19 protein-coding genes are annotated in these 19,600 nt (G+C 52.6%); 15 read left to right on the top strand and 4 right to left on the bottom strand.

What is annotated here, in order from left to right; genetic code table 11:
• Positions 1–13: 13 nt before the first annotated feature.
• The 4 genes from ACAW75_RS16810 (at position 14) to ACAW75_RS16795 (ending at position 3,897) form a co-directional block, all read left to right on the top strand.
• Positions 14–1,669, top strand: coding sequence for a serine hydrolase domain-containing protein (locus ACAW75_RS16810; protein ID WP_370729904.1), 1,656 nt, complete (start codon positions 14–16; stop codon positions 1,667–1,669).
• 71 nt (positions 1,670–1,740) lie between these two features.
• Complete coding sequence (locus ACAW75_RS16805) at positions 1,741–1,878, top strand: hypothetical protein (protein ID WP_370729903.1); 138 nt, start codon at positions 1,741–1,743, stop codon at positions 1,876–1,878.
• A 344-nt stretch (positions 1,879–2,222) separates the two neighbouring features.
• Complete coding sequence (locus ACAW75_RS16800) at positions 2,223–3,323, top strand: ImmA/IrrE family metallo-endopeptidase (RefSeq protein ID WP_370729902.1); 1,101 nt, start codon at positions 2,223–2,225, stop codon at positions 3,321–3,323.
• The gene (locus ACAW75_RS16795; RefSeq protein WP_370729901.1) at positions 3,310–3,897 is read left to right on the top strand and encodes a P63C domain-containing protein; all 588 of its coding nucleotides are present in this window, start codon (positions 3,310–3,312) and stop codon (positions 3,895–3,897) included. Before ACAW75_RS16800 ends, ACAW75_RS16795 begins: the two co-directional genes overlap by 14 nt.
• 47 nt (positions 3,898–3,944) lie before the next feature.
• On the opposite strand, the gene ACAW75_RS16790 is transcribed toward ACAW75_RS16795, so the two are convergent.
• On the bottom strand, positions 3,945–5,054 hold the full coding sequence (locus ACAW75_RS16790; RefSeq protein WP_370729900.1) for a Gfo/Idh/MocA family protein: 1,110 nt from the start codon (positions 5,052–5,054) through the stop codon (positions 3,945–3,947).
• 346 nt (positions 5,055–5,400) lie between these two features.
• Between ACAW75_RS16790 and ACAW75_RS16785 the strand changes: the two genes are divergently transcribed.
• The 9 genes from ACAW75_RS16785 to ACAW75_RS16745 all read left to right on the top strand — a co-directional run bounded on the left by ACAW75_RS16785 (position 5,401) and on the right by ACAW75_RS16745 (position 14,438).
• A complete protein-coding gene (locus ACAW75_RS16785) occupies positions 5,401–5,769 on the top strand; it encodes a nuclear transport factor 2 family protein (RefSeq protein WP_370729899.1) in 369 nt (122 codons plus the stop codon).
• Positions 5,770–5,987: 218 nt separating this feature from the next.
• Entirely contained in the window at positions 5,988–6,308 is a 321-nt protein-coding gene (locus tag ACAW75_RS16780; RefSeq protein WP_370729898.1) for an ArsR/SmtB family transcription factor, read from the top strand.
• Positions 6,305–6,829 carry an SRPBCC family protein gene (locus ACAW75_RS16775; protein ID WP_370729897.1) on the top strand — a complete coding sequence of 175 codons (525 nt, stop codon included), beginning with the start codon at positions 6,305–6,307 and terminating at the stop codon, positions 6,827–6,829. The genes ACAW75_RS16780 and ACAW75_RS16775 overlap by 4 nt, the downstream gene beginning before the upstream one ends.
• Positions 6,830–6,893: 64 nt before the next feature.
• On the top strand, positions 6,894–7,334 hold the full coding sequence (locus ACAW75_RS16770; RefSeq protein ID WP_370729896.1) for a VOC family protein: 441 nt from the start codon (positions 6,894–6,896) through the stop codon (positions 7,332–7,334).
• Between the two features lie 256 nt (positions 7,335–7,590).
• Positions 7,591–7,929 (top strand): PadR family transcriptional regulator, encoded by a 339-nt coding sequence (locus ACAW75_RS16765; protein WP_370729895.1) that lies wholly within the window; start codon positions 7,591–7,593, stop codon positions 7,927–7,929.
• A gap of 8 nt (positions 7,930–7,937) precedes the next feature.
• Positions 7,938–10,580: an ABC transporter permease gene (locus ACAW75_RS16760; protein ID WP_370729894.1), complete on the top strand. Its 2,643-nt coding sequence runs from the start codon at positions 7,938–7,940 to the stop codon at positions 10,578–10,580.
• Positions 10,581–11,345: 765 nt separating this feature from the next.
• Complete coding sequence (locus ACAW75_RS16755; protein WP_370729893.1) at positions 11,346–11,690, top strand: PadR family transcriptional regulator; 345 nt, start codon at positions 11,346–11,348, stop codon at positions 11,688–11,690.
• Positions 11,687–11,878, top strand: a complete 192-nt coding sequence (locus ACAW75_RS16750) for a permease prefix domain 2-containing transporter (protein WP_370729892.1) — start codon at positions 11,687–11,689, stop codon at positions 11,876–11,878. Before ACAW75_RS16755 ends, ACAW75_RS16750 begins: the two co-directional genes overlap by 4 nt.
• Before the next feature lie 193 nt (positions 11,879–12,071).
• Complete coding sequence (locus tag ACAW75_RS16745) at positions 12,072–14,438, top strand: ABC transporter permease (protein ID WP_370729891.1); 2,367 nt, start codon at positions 12,072–12,074, stop codon at positions 14,436–14,438.
• On the opposite strand, the gene ACAW75_RS16740 is transcribed toward ACAW75_RS16745, so the two are convergent.
• The 3 genes from ACAW75_RS16740 to ACAW75_RS16730 are packed head-to-tail and all read right to left on the bottom strand — an operon-like array spanning position 14,439 to position 16,045.
• A complete protein-coding gene (locus ACAW75_RS16740) occupies positions 14,439–14,969 on the bottom strand; it encodes a hypothetical protein (RefSeq protein WP_370729890.1) in 531 nt (176 codons plus the stop codon).
• Positions 14,962–15,684: an ImmA/IrrE family metallo-endopeptidase gene (locus ACAW75_RS16735; protein ID WP_370729889.1), complete on the bottom strand. Its 723-nt coding sequence runs from the start codon at positions 15,682–15,684 to the stop codon at positions 14,962–14,964. The genes ACAW75_RS16740 and ACAW75_RS16735 overlap by 8 nt, the downstream gene beginning before the upstream one ends.
• Positions 15,685–15,694: 10 nt before the next feature.
• Positions 15,695–16,045 carry a helix-turn-helix domain-containing protein gene (locus ACAW75_RS16730; RefSeq protein ID WP_370729888.1) on the bottom strand — a complete coding sequence of 117 codons (351 nt, stop codon included), beginning with the start codon at positions 16,043–16,045 and terminating at the stop codon, positions 15,695–15,697.
• A 498-nt stretch (positions 16,046–16,543) separates the two neighbouring features.
• Here ACAW75_RS16730 and ACAW75_RS16725 point away from each other — a divergent pair, with 498 nt between their 5' ends.
• Together ACAW75_RS16725 and ACAW75_RS16720 are read left to right on the top strand one after the other, a co-directional pair.
• Positions 16,544–16,882 carry a PadR family transcriptional regulator gene (locus ACAW75_RS16725; protein ID WP_370729887.1) on the top strand — a complete coding sequence of 113 codons (339 nt, stop codon included), beginning with the start codon at positions 16,544–16,546 and terminating at the stop codon, positions 16,880–16,882.
• Positions 16,879–19,599, top strand: a complete 2,721-nt coding sequence (locus ACAW75_RS16720) for an ABC transporter permease (RefSeq protein WP_370729886.1) — start codon at positions 16,879–16,881, stop codon at positions 19,597–19,599. The genes ACAW75_RS16725 and ACAW75_RS16720 overlap by 4 nt, the downstream gene beginning before the upstream one ends.
• Position 19,600 lies beyond the last annotated feature (1 nt).

Raw genomic sequence — 19,600 nt, 5'->3', positions numbered from 1 at the left:
CAACCAATGCCTTATGAAAACGACTGGCCTGCTACTACTTCTTCTCCTGTTCATGACCACGCACCTGCTCGGCCAATCGCCCGATCTGGTGCCTACGCAGGGCATTACCTCGGCCATTCATCAGGCCAACATCGGCAAGTTGCGGTTCACCGATAAAGCGATACCAGCGGCTGACCTGACGGAGGCTGACTTTCTAAGTACGTATACGCTGACCAATAAGAGCAACCTGTTCATGACGGCGTTTATGGGCAATTCGCTCACGAACTACCTGCACCAGCTAGCGCCCGAATTGCCGGCCGACGTGCTCACGAAAACGGGCGGCTATCAGTTCTCTTTCTTTGTCGACGACCGGCTCATTTACCAGAGCAACCTGCATCCGGGAGCACCCTATGCGTCCATTAAAAACGCCGAAACGATCATCAGCAAACCGCTGATCGACAACCAGAAGGAGGGTGCCTGGTGGAGCCAATCGGCCTGGAACCGGTTCATGAACAATGGCGGGGATGCGGCCCTGACCGAAGGCCCGCACCGCTTCCGGCTCGACATCCGACCGTACCTCAACCCGACCAGTCCGATGGTGGGCGGGCTGCTGGCAAGTGGGGCGCTGAAGCTGCTCGTCAACCGCAAACCGGTGATCGACCTGCGCACGATCCGGCTCAACGTACCCAGGCCGTATCCGGGACTGCCGGTGTCGACGGAGCGGTTTGACCGGGACAAGATCAAGGCGTTGGCAGGCATGATCGACGCGGCGGTATTCAAGCACATTACGGGCGTGGTGGTGCTGAAAAAGGGCAAGCTGCTGATTGAGGAGTATGGCAACGGCGCTACCCGCGATTCGCTGCACGATGTGCGTTCGGTGGGCAAGTCGTTTGCGTCTACCCTGACGGGTATGGCCATCCGGGACGGACATCTGTCCAGCGAACAGCAGCCCCTGGCCGACTTCTACGACCTGACCACCGTGGCGAACAACGTACCTGCCAAAGCCCGAACCACCTTGCGCGAGCTGCTGACGATGAGCTCGGCTTTCGATGGCAACGATGATGATAACGATTCGCCCGGTAACGAGGAAAACATGTACCCCACCCCGAACTGGGTAACCTTCACGCTGAACCTCCCGGTCGACACAGCCAAATACAGGGGCTCATGGCATTACTTCACGGCGGGCGTTGTCTTGCTGGGCGACGTGTTGAACAAGGTCGTGCCCGGCGGACTGGAGCGCTACGCCGATCAGAAATTACTTGGCCCGCTTGGTATTCGGCGGTATCAGTGGCCGTATACGCCCCAACAGACGGTCAGCATGGCGGGTGGCGTGCGCATGAACGCGCTGGATTTTGCCAAATACGGACAGCTCTACCAGAACGGTGGCCGCTGGCAGGGCCGACAACTGCTGCCAAGGGCCTGGGTCGACAAGACATTCACCCGCCATAAAGCCATTCCGGGCCGCCCGAACGAGTACTACAGCTACCTGTTCTGGAATAAGACGTACCGCGTAAACGGCAAGGGCTACGAAACCTATTACGCCACGGGCAACGGCGGCAACAAGATCTTTGTGTTCAAGGATCAGCCGTGGGTCATCGTCATAACCGCCACCGCCTACGGCACCGCCTACGCCCACCCCCAAATCGACCGCATGATGGAGCAATATATCCTCCCTGCTCTACTACGCTGAATTGGATATTGCTAGTGTATGTTGGGTATCCCACTAACCATTTTCGTTTTACGTCTAGCGCTCATATGACAATGAAATCGCCCATCATGACCGGCTGGATATTCATTCTGCTATTCGTGGGTGTACTGGTCATCGCCCTACTAACGGTCACCTTCCAAAGCATCAAAGCGGCCATGATGAACTCGGTAAAATCATTACAGGGAGAATAAACGGGGGCTATTGATTTCTATAACCCTCAAGTCGCGACGAGGCAGATAAAAGGTTAGTTGAGCTGGCGAACACTCTTGGTAGGGTAATACGTACTTCTCGACCTTATACATTGAAAGCATTGACTAATCCTATTATGTAAGCTGGGTATATAAATATTTGTAAATTTACAAATAATGTCAAAATGGCTTTGTATCCTCCATGTAGCTTGTTATATTTGATTTGTAAAAATACAAATGCAGGCATGGATGAATTAGACGACATAGATATCAGTCACCTATTGAGGTCGTATAGTGACATCGACAAAAGGAGTCTTAAGGAAAGGTTCGAAATGCAGTTGAAAAAAATGCAAATCAACCAGACCCAAGCGTTGGAGGCTATTCAAATTGAGAGCAGGGCTTTACACGCCCTTTTAGCTGGGACGAGTAGCAGGGTGGATATTCTTTCACTCATAAAATTGGCTCATTTTTTAGAAATCTCCCAAACCGAAGCGATCAATCTATATTTAGACTCTCTAAAGAAACCTAGCGACGAGCAAATTAGCCTTCTTGAAAGAAGAAAATATATACTCAAAAATTTTAATTTATCAGACTTGAAATCCGAGGGAATCATTGAAAGCTCTAGTGATCTCGACCATGTCGAAAAAGTTTTGGTCAAGTATTTTGATTACAACTCTATTTTTGACTACCGAAGAGAAGTTTTAAATCCGGCATATAGTTCTGCAAAGATTGCCAGTAATAACCAAATGCTTAATTATTGGACTGAATTTGCTCGTCAAGTATTTAAGAAAATTTACAATACGAATCCCTACGATCGAAAAGCATTGATTGAATATTTTCCGACAATTAGGTGGCATTCTATGAATGTTGAGAAGGGATTGTGGGAGATTGTTCGAGTACTTTTCAGAATGGGTATCACGATCATATACTTACCGAAATTTTCAAAACTTCATATTAGAGGTGCTACATTCTCTGTTAACAGAAAGCCTTGTATAGTCTTAACAGATTATAAGGGTAATTATGCAACGTTGTGGTTTGCTCTCTTACATGAATTACATCATGTACTTTTTGATTGGGATGATATTTTAATGAATTCATACCATATCTCAGACAAAACGGACCTCTATACGAAAGTAGAAGTTGAAGATGTTGCGAATCAATTTGCAAAAGATTATCTATTTTCCGATGAGAAATTACAAGATGTTCTTCCTCACATAAATAATCGTTCGTATATAGAGAAATATGCTAGACTTAATCATGTACACTCTAGTATTATCTATACGATGATAGCATACAAAAGAAGTAACTGGGTTTGGTTAAAAGATTTTTTGCCAGACATCGGCCGATGTTTAAAAGCGGTTGACGGCGTATCACACAAAATGCCAGCCTCCAAAGTCGCTGAACTTTATATTAACACTATTTACACCACAGATCATGAAAAAAACTGAGAATCAGAGCAAAAGAACAGTTGAGGAATTAAAAAAGATACAGGAAGCTGATGAACTGCGCAAACAGTTAACAATTGGTCCTGATTCTTTAATACAACGAAAGGGATCGGATAGGTCACTTGATCAAAGGATACAGAAAATTGAACTCATTAGTGGTGAGACAATTGACGTAAAGAAGCTTTATGAATACATAGACAGTAAGATTAATGAATATGGTATTCAATTTCAACAAAGTTGGTATCGTGAAATTTTTCGTTTGAATGGTTGGGAAATACCAGAAAGTGGAATTGTATCTAAAAAGCCAAGTATTGTGTCGAAGTACACCATTGATATAATTTATGGTCGTTTCCCCAAAGAAGTCCTTCCAGTAATTGAGACTAAGAATAGGTTCAACGAAATAGGAATTAGAATGTACAAACATTTTCAGTTTCTTACCCCGGAAGGCGTTAAGAAACTTGCTAAGTATCTGGAACAATCTGAAAAAATCATGAATCGATGTACTTATTGGGATGAATTTGTTAGGGAACATGCCAAAGAATATGGCCACCCATTCCAAATGAGTGTGTTTGACTAAATGCATCGTAACATAAACAGCCATCGCTATTAGAACGTACCTGACTATCACAGAAGTACTTTCTTGCCAGTGTTGGCGGCGCGGTAGATGGCTTCGATCACGCGCATGTCTTTGCGGCCTTCTTCGCCCGAAATGTGGGATGGGAGCGGTTTGTTGCTCAGGATGTGGCTGGCGATATCGTCGAGTTGGGCGGCTTGCTGGTTGATGACCGGGAAGTTGAACACGTTCCGGCTGGTTTTTCCTGCAAACGGGCCGTAACTCAGGGCTGGGCTTAGCTCAAACGTACCTTCGTCGGCGGTGGCGAAGAAGCGGTCGATATTGCAGTTCGCGGTCGTGGCTGAGGTACAGACGGCCCCACTCGGAAAGTACAGTTGCCACATAATGTTTTCCTCTACTTCCTTGAACCGGTCGGGCATCGTCACCGGGCCATACTGCGCGGTGACGGCGATGGGCTCTTCGCCCAGCACGTAGCGGCTGCTCTGCACACAGTAGACGCCCAGGTTCATCAGGGGGCCACCACCCGCCATGGCCTTGCTGAGGTGCCAGTCGTCGGCCGGGATGCCCGCCAGTCGGTAGCCCAGTGCCGCGTCGATCCAACGTACCTGGCCAAACACCTTTTCCTGACCGAGTCGTTTGAGCTCTATGTGGTGCGGTTCGTAATGCAGCCGGTAGCCAACCGCCAGTTGTACGCCCGCTCTCTGGCAGGCGGTAATCATCTCCCGGCAGTCGCGTTCCGTCAACGCCATCGGTTTCTCCACAATCACGTGTTTGCCCGCTTTGGCCACCCGCAGCGTGTATTCCTTGTGCATCCCGTTGGGCAGGGTAATGTAGACCAGGTCAATGTCCGGGTTGTTGGCCAGCTGGTCGAGCTGCTGATACGTGTAGATGTTCTTGTCGGGCAGGCCAAATTCGGCTTTCCACTGCGCTGCTTTGGCCGGTGTGCCCGTAATGACACCAGTGAGCTGGCAATAGCGCGAGTCGGCCAGGCCGCTTTTCAGCACGCTGGCGTAGCGGCCCAGTCCGCAGATCGCGATGTTCAGCTTGCTGGTCGGCCCCGGCTGGTCGAAGGCAGACGCCAGAAGGGTAGGGGAGAGCGTCGACGCCCCGATGCCAAGACCAAGATTACCGATGAATGAACGTCTGGAGAAAGTAGCCATGTTGCCGCGTTTAAGGTCCCAAAGTAGACCAGCCCGGCTGCTTCATCCAATCAATAAAGGCCCAAAGGCGATTCTGGCCGGTGAATGGCGATCGGGTTATCATCGCCAGCTAAACACCGTAGTCTCACGTCGGTAGCCAATCGCTACGTTTATCGGATTGCGTTGGCGTGCCCAACAAAGGGCCAAACGAGAACGGGTGGCTCATTGGCGGAGGTAGCCTGGCGCCAGTCTGGATTTGGAAACAACATAATAGCCTTAGTTGGGCGAGGTTTGGATTTGTTCGTAACTAGTGTCGTTTTTTGACGGATGTCGGCTCCGTGAAGCAATTAAACCGACTCAGGCAATTATGAATGATAAGCAATTACTGGAAGACAGTCTCCTCAAGGTGTGGAGTGAACGGAATGATGACCAACGGCTCGCCGTGATGCAACGGATTTATGCCGCCGATATCCTTTTTTACGAGACCGATCAGGGCGAAGCCATCAAGGGACATCAGGCAATTGATGCCCTGATCAAAACGCTGCAAAGCCAATGGTTGCCTGAATTTGTCTTCTCCCTGACCAGACCAGCCGTAACTAATCACGGGGTCAGTCATGTAGCCTGGACACTCGGAGCCGCTGAGGCAACACCTGTCGCCAGCGGTATGGATATCGCCATTAGTGAGAACGGACTCATTAAAGAACTGTATCTGTATTTAGATGCCCCCGCTGGTTAAAGCGATCGGTAAGTTGGTTGACCGGTAGGTGCCTGCGCACAGGTAGCCCCGGTTAACCGATGCCAACATTCATCCGCCAGGTACGTTTCGAAATACACCAAAACAGCCGCGCTCGGTCCACTTTTTACCGATCAGAAAAAATGTATGACTAATTGTGAAACCGATTGGTTGCGCGTATATTTGCAACCGAACGGTTTCGTTAATCGCGCAATACCCCTATGAGGAGAGACATTTTTCAGGCAATCGCCGACCCGACGAGGCGGGCCATTATCGCCTTGATCGCCCTGCAGGCCATGACACCAAACGACATCGCCGACCACTTCAACACGACCCGACAAGCCATATCGAAACACCTGCGTATTCTCACGGAATGTGAACTGGTCAGACAGGAGCCGCAGGGCCGGGAGATTTATTACTCGCTTGAGCTTGACAAACTAAAAGAGATAGACAACTGGCTAGCCCACTACCGAACCATTTGGGAAACCCGGTTCACTCAACTTGACGACGTATTAACCATCCTTAAACAACAGAAAAAATGAACAAGCTGCTCTTCGACTTCACCGTCGACAAACCACAAAAAACCGTATTCATCAACCGGGAATTTGCGGCCGAACTCCCGCTGGTTTGGGATGCCTTTACCACCCCGGAAATCCTGGACCAATGGGTAGCCCCCAAGCCCTGGTCATCCAAAACGAAGTACATGGATTTTAAGGTGGGTGGCCGCCGGTTCTACGCGATGGTGAGCCCGGATGGACAGGCCCGTTGGTCGATTCAGGAGTATACGTCCATTACGCCGAAGACAAACTACAAACTGTACAATTCGTTTGCTGATGAACAGGAAAACCCTGAACTGCCGGGTTCTGAGTGGGATACGACGTTCAGCGAGCAAAACGGCATCACTACCGTGCGTATTATCATTAAAAATGAATCGCTTACCCGCCTGGAGCGCATGATTGAGATGGGCTTTGAAGCAGGTTTCAAAGGATCGATCGATAACCTGGAACACGTGCTGGCCGACTTATCGAAACAACGGCAGACAGCCAACGCTCCATCACATTGATCACGGGGAAGCGTCAACCGGAATTGACTAAGCCTGAACAGCACGAATCAGACAACGATATACTATGGCTCTTCTAAACCCCTTTATCTACTTCAACGGCAATGCCGAAGAAGCCTTTACCTTTTACAGATCCGTATTTGGTGGCGAGTTTGCCAGAGTGGCGCGCTACAAAGACATCGCCAGCGCTGACTATCCGATTTCTGAAAACGACGCCAACAGACTGATGCACATTGCGTTGCCTATCGGTAAAAGCAACATGTTGCTGGGGAGCGACGTAATGGAACATAGGGGCCAGGTGATGGTGAACGATAACCGATATACGATTGTCATTCAGGCCGAAGGCCAGGAAGAAGCCGATGCCTTATTCAGTGGGCTGTCGGCAGGTGGGCGCGTGGAGATGCCGATAAGCTATGGCCCGGGGGGTAATTACTTTGGCATGTTCACCGATCGGTTCGGTGTTCAGTGGATGCTCGACTTCGACCCTAGACGCGGCGAAAACGCGTAAAGAGACAAGGTGATAAGTAGGTAGAGTTTTTGCTGGCTGGCTGCGAGGTCTACAGCGCGAAGCCAGCCAGCGAAAGCTTTACGCACAAGCTAGTATAACGATCACAGCGCATGGCTCGGAGCGGACAGCGTTTGTCCAGAATCGGACAGCCAGACTCGCCAATATTTTGTGAAAAATGCCTCCAGAACGTACCTGGGGGCTTTTTTTATAGCTGGCATCGCATTTGATCGACATTATCGGATTAAATAAACAGGCCATGAAACGAGCCTTTCTGGGAGAATTTGAAGAAGTGGTACTGCTAACCGTGGCCATCCTTGATGAGGGCGCCTACGGCGTCACGATCACGCAGGAAATTGAGCAGCAAACCGGTCGCGCCGTTGGCTTTAGTACCGTGCATACCACGTTGCAACGACTGGAAGAGAAAGGCTTCCTGTCATCGGAGATGGGCGGTGCCACGGCCGAGCGGGGTGGCCGGCGTAAACGCTTTTTCGCCGTTACGGCCGCGGGCCGAAAAGCGCTGGCCGACGTGAAGCAGGTACGTACGCAGCTATGGGATGCCCTGCCCCCACAAACGCTGCAACTCATGGGGATCTGACGATGAGCATGAATAACCAGAAGCCTGACCTCCATCCGCCGCGCTGGGCGCAGACCCTGCTGCGCTGGTGGGCCCACCCCGACACGGCCGAAGAAGTGCAGGGCGACCTGCTCGAACTCTACGACCACTGGGTACGTACCCAGGGCTCGCGCCGGGCCACCTGGCGTTATAGCCTGAGTGCCCTGAAACTGGTGCGGCCACTGGCCCACTCAGCCAACAGGTCCAGCCGTTATGCTGACCACTACCGATCCCCTTTATCCTTTAGTCCTGCCATGCTTCGCAACTACATCAAAATCGCCTTCCGCAACCTGACCCGAAACAAGGTTTTTTCGGGGATCAACCTGCTGGGCCTGTCGACGGGCATCACCGTGTGCCTGCTGATTTTCCTGTTCATCATGAACGAGTTCAGCGTCGATAATTTCCACAAGAATGGGAAAAGCATCTACCGCGTGATGCGGGGCATACAGAACGAGGGTAAAGAGACAGCCGTCTCCTACCTGTCGGGTCCGTATGCGCCCGCCCTGCTGAACGACTTCAAGGGCCAGATCACGCAGGCGGTGCGCGTAAACCCGACCGATGCGCTGGTCACGTCCGACAATCAATCGTTTCACGAGCGGAAGATCCTTGATACGGACCCTAACTTTTTCACGTTCTTCTCCTTCCCACTGCTCAAAGGTGATCCGGCTACCGTGTTGACCGACCCGGCGAGTGTGGTACTGACCGAATCGACCGCGAAAAAGTACTTCGGCACCATCGACAACGCCCTGGGCAAGATCGTTACGATCGACAAAAACCTGGCCGTGAAAGTTACCGGTATTGCGCAGGACGTACCTGCCAATTCTCACCTGGATTTTGATCTGGTTGTGCCGCTGGAAAACTACAAAGACCGGAGCTGGATGAACGTGTGGATCAACAACGGCCTGTACACCTATGTGCAGCTGGCGCCAACGGTCAGCGAAGCGCAGGTTGAGCGAAGTTTCCCGCGCTTCATGGATAAATACATGGGGCAGATCCTGAAGCAGGCAGGCTTTCATTTTAACCTGTCGCTCACGCCGTTACCCGACATTTACTTTGAGCAGGCGGCCTTCGACAGCGTAAAACATGGCGACAAAAAAGTGGTGTATATCTTTCTGTCGATCGCCATGCTGATTCTATTGGTGGCCTGCATCAATTTCATGAACCTTTCCACCGTTCGGGCGGTAGAGCGCTCAAAAGAGATTGGCGTCCGGAAAGTGCTGGGCGCCATTAAAGGGCATCTGGTGTGGCAGTTTATCGGTGAGTCGCTCCTGCTGGCAACCTTCTCGTGCGGGCTCTCGATCGGGATGCTGGCGCTGGTATTGCCTTTCTACAAACAGTTGCTGGGCTACCCCCTGAATCTGGCCGTTTATACGCTGCCGATCCTGCTGTTTCTCGTTGGGATCATCGTGGTAGTGGGTTTCCTGTCGGGCAGTTACCCGGCCTTTGTGCTGGCGGCTTTTTCGCCCATTCAGTCGCTGAAAGGGAAGCTACGCATGGGCAAAGGGGGAACGTCGCTGAGGCAGCTACTGGTGGTGGTGCAGTTCAGCATCTCAATCCTGCTCATGCTCGGAACGGCCATTGGTACCCAACAGATGCGCTACCTTAAAAACAAACAGCTGGGCTACACCAACGAGCAAACCCTGGTGGTCCCCATCGATAATGAGGATATCTATAATTTCTTCCTGCATCATAAAGCCCAACTGCTGGCGCAGAGCCAGGTAGAGGCCGTTTCGATGATGTCGGGCGAACCCGGTGGCTTTTTCGATGGCCTTATGTTCGACGTGGAGGCGCACCCCAACCGATGGAAAGCCCGAACGGAATTTGCCGATTTCGATTTCGTGAAAACGCTGGGGCTGACAATCATTGCAGGCCGCGATTTTTCGGGCCAGTTTCCGACCGATACGGCCCGCGCTGCCCTGATCAACCGAACGGCGGCAGCCCGGCTTGGCTGGACGCCCGACCAGGCCGTTGGCAAATGGCTTAAAAGCACCCTGCGCGACAGCACGAACCGCATTATCATTGGCGTGGTGGACGATTTCAACTACCTGTCGCTGAAAGAGGCGATCGAACCGCTGGTGATTGCCCCGAACGACGACCGCCGGGCCGCGCTGATCAAGCTAAGGCCGGGTAACCTGACGGCCACCGTGGAAGCGATCCAGCGGTTATACGCCGAAACGCGACCGGCCTACCCGTTTGATTACCATTTTTTAGATCAGCAGTTCGATAAACTCTACCAGACAGACCTTCGTCAGCAGACAATTCTGAGCGTTTTTGCTGGTCTGGCCATCTTCATCGCCTGCCTGGGTCTGTTTGGGCTGGCCACGTTTTCGGCCCAGCAGCGCACCAAAGAAATTGGCGTGCGCAAAGTGCTCGGTGCCTCCGTTGGCAGTATTGTCACGCTCCTGTCCAACGACTTTCTGAAACCGGTGGGTATCGCCATTCTGATCGCCAGCCCCCTGGCCTGGTGGACCATGAGCAACTGGTTGCAGGGCTTCGCGTACCGGGTTGACATTGAGTGGTGGCTCTTTGCGCTGACTGGCCTACTGGCAATAGGCATCGCCCTGCTGACGGTGAGCTTCCAAAGCATCAAAGCCGCGTTGATGAACCCCGTCAAGTCCCTTCGTTCTGAATAAGCGAACCGAGGCATCACCCGGTCTCGCCCCGTCAGGACCCCGACATCGGTAGAAAATGGGTGGCAGGGCCGTGTAAACCCGTCCCGTCAGGGACATAACATCGGTAGAAAATGGGTGCCAGGTTCATGAAAATACGTCCCGTTAGGGACATAACATTGGTAGAAAATGGGTACGAGACCCGTACATCCCCGTCCCGTCAGGGACACAATGTTGGTAGAAAATGGGTGGCAGGGCCGTGGGAATACGTCCCGTTAGGGACATAACATCGGTAGAAAATGGATACCAGGCCCGTACATCCCCGTCCCGTCAGGGACAAAATGTTGGTAGAAAATGGGGGTCTGGTTCATACATCCCCGTCCCGTCAGGGACATAACATCGGTAGAAAAGCCAGACCCGTACAAACCCGTCCCGTCAGGGACACAATATCGGTTTAGGGTTACCGATGTTATGTCCCTGCCGGGACGGGTTTTCATGAACCAGCCCCCATTTTCTACCGATGTTATGTCCCTAACGGGACGTATTTACACGGCCCTGCCACCCATTTTTCTACCAATTTTATATCCCTACCGGGACGGGTTTACACGGGTCGGGCTTTTTTGCCAATGCTGGGTCCCTGACGGGACGTGAAAACGTACATCGACTGTCTACAAACGGACAGTGCCGATGGGTGCTTTTGGGCTATAAAACGCCTTTAGTGGCTCTGTGGACCTCTGGCTGGATGTGGCACTGCATTTGATCAGCAAAAGTGGAGCTAATCACTGGGGCATGAAACGGACCTGTCTGGGGGAATTTGAAGAGGTGGTACTCCTGACGGCGGCTGTGCTGGCCCGGCAGGATCAGGCCTACGAGGTGGCCATCACCCACGCGATCAACGAGCAGAGTGGCCGGTCCGTCCGGCTGAATCAGATCCATGCCGCCCTGCAGCGGCTGGAAGCCAAAGGCATGGTCAGCTCACAGCTGGGCGACCCCACGGCCGAGCGCGGTGGGCGGCGCAAGCGGCTGTTCAGTGTGACGGCCTACGGGCAGGGCACCTTGCAGGAGATCCAGACCGTGCGGACCACCCTGTGGGACCGGTTACAGGCAACACTTATACCTACCTTGAGCGTATGAAACCCCGTCGTCTACCGCCCGATCCGCCTCGCGCTGCTGACCGACTGCTCCGCTGGTTTGTGGCGCCGCCCCGGCGCGAAGAGGTGCTGGGTGACCTCCACGAAGAATTTGCCTACCAGGTCGAGCGTATCGGCGAGCGCCAGGCCCGCTGGCGCTACTGGTGGGATGCGTTGCCAGTGCTTCTATAGTCCGTCAGCGTACGGGGTATGTCCGTTTGTGGACAACGCAATAGAAGGCATTAGCCTGCAAAAGCCCTTTCGTAGCTTCACAGGGCTGCTTTAGGTAGTCTGGCAAGGCGTTTGACAGACAGATAGAGACGGGCCTCCATCATCCGTATCGTGCCGGTGGATTGGTCTGACCATCGTTTATTCCAGCTCTGGTATGTTACGCAACTACATTAGAACCGCCTGGCGGACCCTGTTCAAGAACAAATTCTATTCGCTGATCAACATCACGGGCTTGACCGTTGGGCTGTCGGTGGGTATACTGATCCTGTTATGGGTGCAGGATGAGCTGAGCTTCGATCGGTTTCATAAGCAGGCCTCCTCCATTTACCGGCTCGAAAACTGGGCGGGCACCGGCAGTAGTCGGCAAATCTGGACCACCACGGTGGCGCCAATCGCCGGTTTTGCCAAACGGGAGGTGCCCGAAGTGAAAGACGCCGTTCGGCTGGCGCATAACTACGCATTCACACTGTTCAGCTACCAGGGGAAGGTGTTCAACGAAGACCATTCGCTCTTTACCGATCCCACTTTTTTCTCGGTATTCGATGTCAACCTGATTCAGGGGAATCCGGCGAAACCCTTTCCTGATAACAATTCGGTGGTGCTGACGGAGACCACGGCCAAACGGTACTTTGGCGATGACAATCCGATCGGGAAGGTGCTGACGGGCAACAACAAAACAGCCTTTACGGTGAGCGGCGTTGTCCGGGATTTGCCCAAGAACTCGTCGATCACCGGCGATCTGTTTCTCCCCCTGTCGCTGCACTTCACCAACCTGTATGGCAGTAAGCCGACCGGAAAAACGGCCGATTCCGATTTTTCGCAGTTCATGTACGACACGTACCTGCTGATACCGCCGGGCGCGTCGATCGCCAGCGTGGCCGATAAACTGCGGGCCATTCACCTCCGCAATAAACCCGACGATACTGACCTGACGTACCTGTTGCAGCCGCTGGCCAGTATGCACCTGTACCGGGCCGATGGGACCGAGGGTGGTATTGAAACCGTGCGCATGTTTGCTATTGTGGCCCTGCTGATCCTGGTCATTGCCTGCATCAACTACGTCAACCTTTCCACGGCCCGGTCTATGCTGCGGTCGAAGGAGGTGAGCATGCGTAAGATTGTGGGGGCGGCCCGGTCGCAGTTGTTCACGCAGTTTCTGATCGAGACCACCCTGCTGTTTGGTCTGGCCACAGTGCTGGCGCTGGGGCTGATGGCGGTCCTGTTGCCGCTCTACAATCAACTGTCGGGTAAGGCGCTGGTGCTGGATGTGGCCAGTTATCAGATCTGGCTGGTCATTGGCCTCACCATTGCGGGCACGCTGGTGGCGTCGAGTATGTACCCGGCGGTGCTGCTGTCTTCGTTTGAGCCGTTGAAAGCGCTGAAAGGGAAGGTGTCGAATCGGCTGAGCGAGGCGTCGTTTCGGAAAGTGCTGGTGGTGGTGCAGTTCGCCGTGTCGGTGATGCTGATCGCCGGTACGTTCATCATCAGCAATCAATTGCAGTACATCCGCTCGAAGGAACTGGGCTACGACAAGACGCACGTGTTCGCTTTCTACATGCGCGACATGATGAAGCAGTATGATGTGTTGAAAGCCGATTTGCTGAGCCAGCCGGGGGTGGCGGCCGTGACGCGGTCGAACGCCAACATTGTTGACCTGGGTAGCCAGACCGGTGATAACGCCTGGGACGGTAAACAAACGGGCGAAACCATGATGATGCGACCCATGTCGATCGACAAGGATTTCATTCCGTTCTTCAATATGACGCTGACGCAAGGGGCCAATTTTACGGGTGCCGTGGCCGATTCGCTGCATTTCATTCTGAACGAAACCGCCGTAAAAGCCGCCCGGATCAACAACCCGATTGGGAAGCGGTTCCGGTTGTGGAAGCACGAGGGCACCATTATTGGCGTGGTGAAAGACTTCCACTTCGCGTCGATGCGGCAGAAGATTGAGCCCGCCATCTTCTATTACGACACAAAACAGGCCGGGTCGATGTACGTTAAAACGACCGGCAAAGACGCTGCCCAGGCCATCGCTACGGTTGAACGCGCCTGGAAGCAGTACAACGGTGCCTACACGTTTGAGTACTCGTTTTTGGACGAGGTGTTCAACAATCTCTACAAAACCGAGCAGCGGACCGGAATGCTGTTTACCATCTTCGCGTCGATCGCCATCCTGATCTCCTGCCTGGGCCTGTTCGGGCTGGCGGCCTACACGGCGCAGGTACGTACCCGCGAAATCGGCGTTCGGAAAGTGTTGGGGGCGAGTGTGGGCAGTGTCATTCAGCTGCTGGCCAGAGACTTCATTCAACTGGTCATTGTCGCCATTATCATTGCGGTGCCGGTAGCCTGGTGGGCCATGAACCAGTGGCTCCAGGATTTCGCCTACCGGATCGAGATCAGGTGGTGGATGTTCGCCTTTGCCGGTATGTTGTCGCTGGTTATTGCCCTGCTCACGATCAGCTTCCAGAGCATCAAAGCCGCGCTGATGAATCCCGTAAAAAGTTTGCGGAGTGAATAGCTAGTCTGATAGCTGAGATAAGTCGCGGCATGTGTAGGCATTCATAGTACCGACAGGGAGTTTTTGCCCCTTGCTTCGAACAGCCTGAATAAATGCGTTACACCGGCTCTCGTCAAACAAGCCAGTCGACAAGGCATAACATAAAAAGTCCATTGTGGTCAGGTACATTATCTTATGCCTCTCACAATAGTTCTTTATGTCTTTGAGGTTGCTACTAGCGAGTATATCCTTTGTATAGCGAGCAACGGCCATGCAAGCGCTTTCGCCCATTCCTTTATCCAGCATTTTTCGTATCCAGAAGAATTCTTTCACGATCTCTGGATTGTCGTCGGGGAAGGGTATAATTTCAAGGAGCTTAAAATTTATCAGATTGTCTACTTCCCGCTTTCGGTCGCGCCAGCGTTCCAACTCAGTATAGACTTTGTCGAGCAGTTTGACGGGATAAGGAAAGATGCTGGGGAGCATGACGATTTCACCGGCGCTTACGAAATGAGATACCACATCAGCATCTACCAAGATAATTTTAGGCATGATCGGTTGTTAACTCATCAAGACTAATGCCTAAGTCGAGCAGAAGCTCTGTGTAATGACTTTCTGAAATTTGTTCGGAATCGAAGAGTTCACGGGCCATTGTTCCATAATCGCCAATGGTCAGATTATGGTTACCGGGCTCATATAGTTCGGTCGATTTGCCGAATTGGATGGCTGAGCGTTTGACATTTGATTTGAACTGCTCACCATAGGCCCGATCAATCAGTCCAATCTCTTCCAGACGGATGAGCAGGGCTTGCCGGGAACAGGAGAAAAACTGTTCCAGATGAATGATGGTGGCAAGGCTGATCTGGTTTTTGTCTAATTCGTCCCAATCGGTAATCTGCATTAAAACGCCATCGCGTGGAATGAGCAGGTAGGCAGCAAACCAATCGGCGTTCAATTCCTCAGGGTCTCGGTAATCGAATTGGCCGGGGTTACAAATCCGTGAGGTGAATTCTTTTTGAACAAACAGATGGTACAACTCGTGGCAAATGGTAAAGTGCTGTCTGGCTAGTATCTGTTTGCTATTAACCAGCATAAACCGTTCTGAACCTGTTTTAATCGCCATACCCGAAAATGTATCGCTCAGTGGTTTAAAGACGGTCTGGACGTTTAAATCCTGCAATAAACTACGCAGTCGGATGGGTTGGCGATCGTTCAGCCCGTGCGTTTGCCTGAATTCGCTGGCCGTTTTCTCCAGCGATAGCTTCATGCCTCTCAATTTAGTCGACATGGTTCAACCGTTTCTTCATTTTAAGGTAATTATTAACAATCCGCTGGAACGATGCCATGCTGGCTAAATCCTCTGGCGTTAGTTCGTCGGCCCGAAAGGCAAAGGCGGTATTGGCCTGCTGCTGTGCGCTATCTGCTTCGAGCAGGTCGTAGGCGTCGATGCCAAACAGGTCGGCTAAACGCTGGAGGTGATCGGTTGAGACGGGGCGGGCACCGGTTTCGTAATAGCTGATCTGCTCCCGGTTAATGCCGAGATACTCAGCTACGCTAGCCTGATTAAAGCTAAGCCGCTCGCGAAACTGGCGGATATTCCAGCCGACCGATTCGTTGGGGGTCCTCATAAGTAGGTTGGGAAATTGCTGTTACAAATGTATAAAAATGTTATATACTATTGTCGAGTACTTTATCGGCCTATCTGTGTAAATAGCTGTATATCAATTAAAAGCTCGAAAGTCGGATTCTTTGTTTTGTTACAAATAAATTTAGGAAGAATAGGAATATGATCTATGTAACAATATGATTTAGTCTAAAGTTAGCCGTTCTTCAGCTTTTTCGACGTAATGCCTGTCCATCTCCCCCTTTACCAGAAAGGCCAGACTTTTATCGACTAGTTATACTTTATGGCCTGAGGGTTAGGTAATCAGGTATTTGCTAACTGCCAATCAAATTGCTAGTAAGTTAAAGTTGACGCCTGACCTAATCAGGACAGCCATTGTCCAGAAACGGACAGTTTTTAAACGGAATACATGGCCAAAAGCGCCAAATTAGCCTGTTTAGGCCGTTTGGCGCTTTTGGCCATCGATTTGTACGATAAAATAGAGACTAATCAGAACAAGACGATGCGCAGAACGTACCTGGGCGAATTTGAAGAAGTGGTGCTGCTGATGGTGGCGATTCTCGGCGGCGAAGGCTATGGCGTTACGGTTAGTCAGGCGCTGGAAGAGCATACGGGCCGGGTAGTCACCTTCGGCACCGTACACAACACGCTCATCCGGTTGGAAGAGAAAGGCTTTGTACGCTCCGAACTCGGTGGCGCCACGGCCGAACGGGGTGGTCGCCGCAAACGACTATTTCGGGTAACGGCGCCAGGGAGCCGTGCCTTGCAGGAAATTCAGCAACTGCGGCAGGAGCTCTGGCAACTGATACCGCCCCAATCGCTTCAACTCAGTGGCTTATGACCCGGCCAGACCACAACGCCCAGGCTCCGCGCCACCAGGCAATACCACCGCGCTGGGTACGTTGGCTGCTGACCCGGCTACACCCCGCCGATACGCTGGAGGAAGTGGAGGGCGACCTCGCCGAGCTCTACACCTATTGGCACGAGCGGGCGGGCCAGTCCCAGGCCACGCTCAGGTACGTGCTCAACGTGGTGTCGGTACTGCCGCCCTTCGTGCGCCGACGAAAACAACCCCAACCCGACTACGAACCCATTTCATCTCTGCATCCTGCTATGCTTCGCAATTACCTCAAAATCGCCTTCCGCAACCTCAAAATGAGTCCGGCTTATTCGGCCATCAACATTGGCGGGCTGGCCATCGGTATGGCCGTGGCCATGCTCATTGGTTTGTGGGTGTACGACGAGCTATCATTCAATACACATTTTGCCAATTACGGCCGGATTGCGGAGGTGCGGCACTATGCTACAGAACCTGCCACGGGGATCACGCGGGGTACCGAGGCCAGCCAGATTCCGCTGGGTACGGCCCTGAAAACGCGGTATGGGCAGCATTTCAGGCACATCCTGCTGGGTTTCTGGGATGGCGACTATACCCTCTCGGTGACGGAGAAAAAACTGACGGGCCGCGGCAAATTCATTGAGGGTGGTGTGATCGACATGCTTTCGCTGAAGATGCTCAAAGGCACCCGAACCGCATTGAATGCCCCCCACTCCATTATTCTATCCCGGTCGATGGCCAGGGCAATTTTTGGTGATGAAGACCCGATTGCCAAAACCCTGGCGATCGATAACCGTATGAACGTGACGGTAACCGGGGTGTACGAGGATCTTCCGCCAAACACCAACTTCAGCCACATCGAATTTTTTGCTCCGTGGGCGCTGTGGGTCTCCTCGAACGACTGGGTTAAAAACGTAGAGAACGATTGGGGAAACAGCTCGTTTTCCGTGCTGGTCCAACTGGCCGATCACACTACTTTCGAGTCGGCCAATGCGGCCCTGGCCGATTTTTACCGCAAGAATCTGCCTAAAGACCTGGTTCAGGATGCGACAGACTACAAGATTGTCCTCTTCCTGTATCCCATGCAGCAGTGGCATCTGTATTCGGAGTTTAAAGACGGCCTGCCAGCCCCCGGTCGCCTCACCTTCGTATGGCTGTTTGGCATCGTGGGGGGCTTTGTGCTCCTGCTGGCCTGCATCAACTTTATGAACCTGAGCACGGCCCGTTCCGAGAAACGGGCGAAGGAGGTGGGGGTTCGGAAAGCGGTTGGCTCCCGCAGGTCACAACTGGTCAACCAGTTTTTGAGCGAATCCTTCCTGGTGGTTTGCCTGGCCTTTGCTGGTTCGCTGCTGCTGGTTGCCCTGTCGTTGTCGTTGTTCAATGAGCTGGCCGACAAAACCCTGACGTTTCCCTGGAGCAACCCTTATTTCTGGAGTATCAGCGTGGTTTTTCTGGGAACCACGGCCTTATTGGCGGGCCTGTATCCGGCTTTTTACCTATCGTCGTTTCAGCCGGTCAAGGTGCTCAAAGGTTCAGTTCGGCTTGGGCGTATGGCTGCCCTTCCCCGCCAGGTACTGGTGGTGGTGCAGTTCACGGTTTCCGTCGTACTGATTATCGGCGTTGTTGTGGTCTACAAGCAAATTCAGTACGCCCAAAACCGACCCGTGGGTTACGATCGGGAAGGGCTGCTGTCTATTCCTATGAACGATCCCCACTACAAAGGGCAGGAAGAAGCCATTCAGCGCGAACTGCTCAATACGGGTCTGGTTGTGCGGGTGGCCTATTCGTCAAGTCCGCTAACCAGTGTCTGGAATAATATGGGTGGGTTCAACTGGAGAAACAAAGACCCTAAGGCGGAATCGGATTTTTCGATAACCCAGATTTCGCACGACTTTGGCGCGATGGCGGGCTGGACATTCCTGGCAGGCCGCGACTTCTCGAAAGCCTTCGCCACAGACTCCAGCGCCGTTATTATCAACGAAACGGCCGCCAACTACCTGAACCTGAAAAATCGCAACCGGGTAGCCGGCGCGGGCGGACTGCCGATTGGCGAGTATGTAACGTTTGACGAGGGCAAGAAAAAGCGGCAAATCATCGGCGTTATTAAGGATATGGTTATGCGGTCGCCGTATGAACCCGTGAAACGGGGGATGTATTTTCTGGATGCTACCTATGCGGGAGCCGCCCGCCTGAACCTACGGCTCGACCCAAAGGCCAGTCCGCAGGAAGCGCTGGCTAAAATCGAAGCTGTGCTGAAAAAAATGGTGCCTTCCGCTTTATTCCAGTATGCCTTTGTCGATCAGGACTTTGCTGCCAAGTTTTCGGCAGAGCAGCGCATCGGCAAACTCGCTGCTGTTTTCACTGTCCTGGCCATCCTGATCTCGTGCCTGGGCCTGTTTGGACTGGCCTCGTTCATGGCTGAACAACGCACCAAAGAGATCGGCGTACGGAAGGTGTTGGGCGCAACGGTGCTGAATCTGTGGAGCCTGCTAGCTAAAGACTTTGTGATGCTGGTGCTCATCGCCTTCTTCGTAGCCGCGCCCATTGCCTGGTATTTTCTGGACGGCTGGCTTCAACAATACGCTTATCGCACGCAACTGTCGTGGTGGGTATTTGCTCTGGCGGGTGTTGGCGCTGTTCTTATCACGTTGCTGACGGTCAGTTTCCAGGCGATCAAAGCCGCTTTACTCAATCCCGTAAAAAGCTTACGCAGCGAATAAC

Source organism: Fibrella arboris (assembly GCF_041321095.1).
In the GTDB taxonomy this organism is placed as follows: Bacteria; Bacteroidota; Bacteroidia; order Cytophagales; family Spirosomataceae; genus Fibrella; species Fibrella arboris.
Note: the sequence above shows the minus strand (reverse complement) of the source record. Positions and strands in the feature narration are given on the sequence as shown.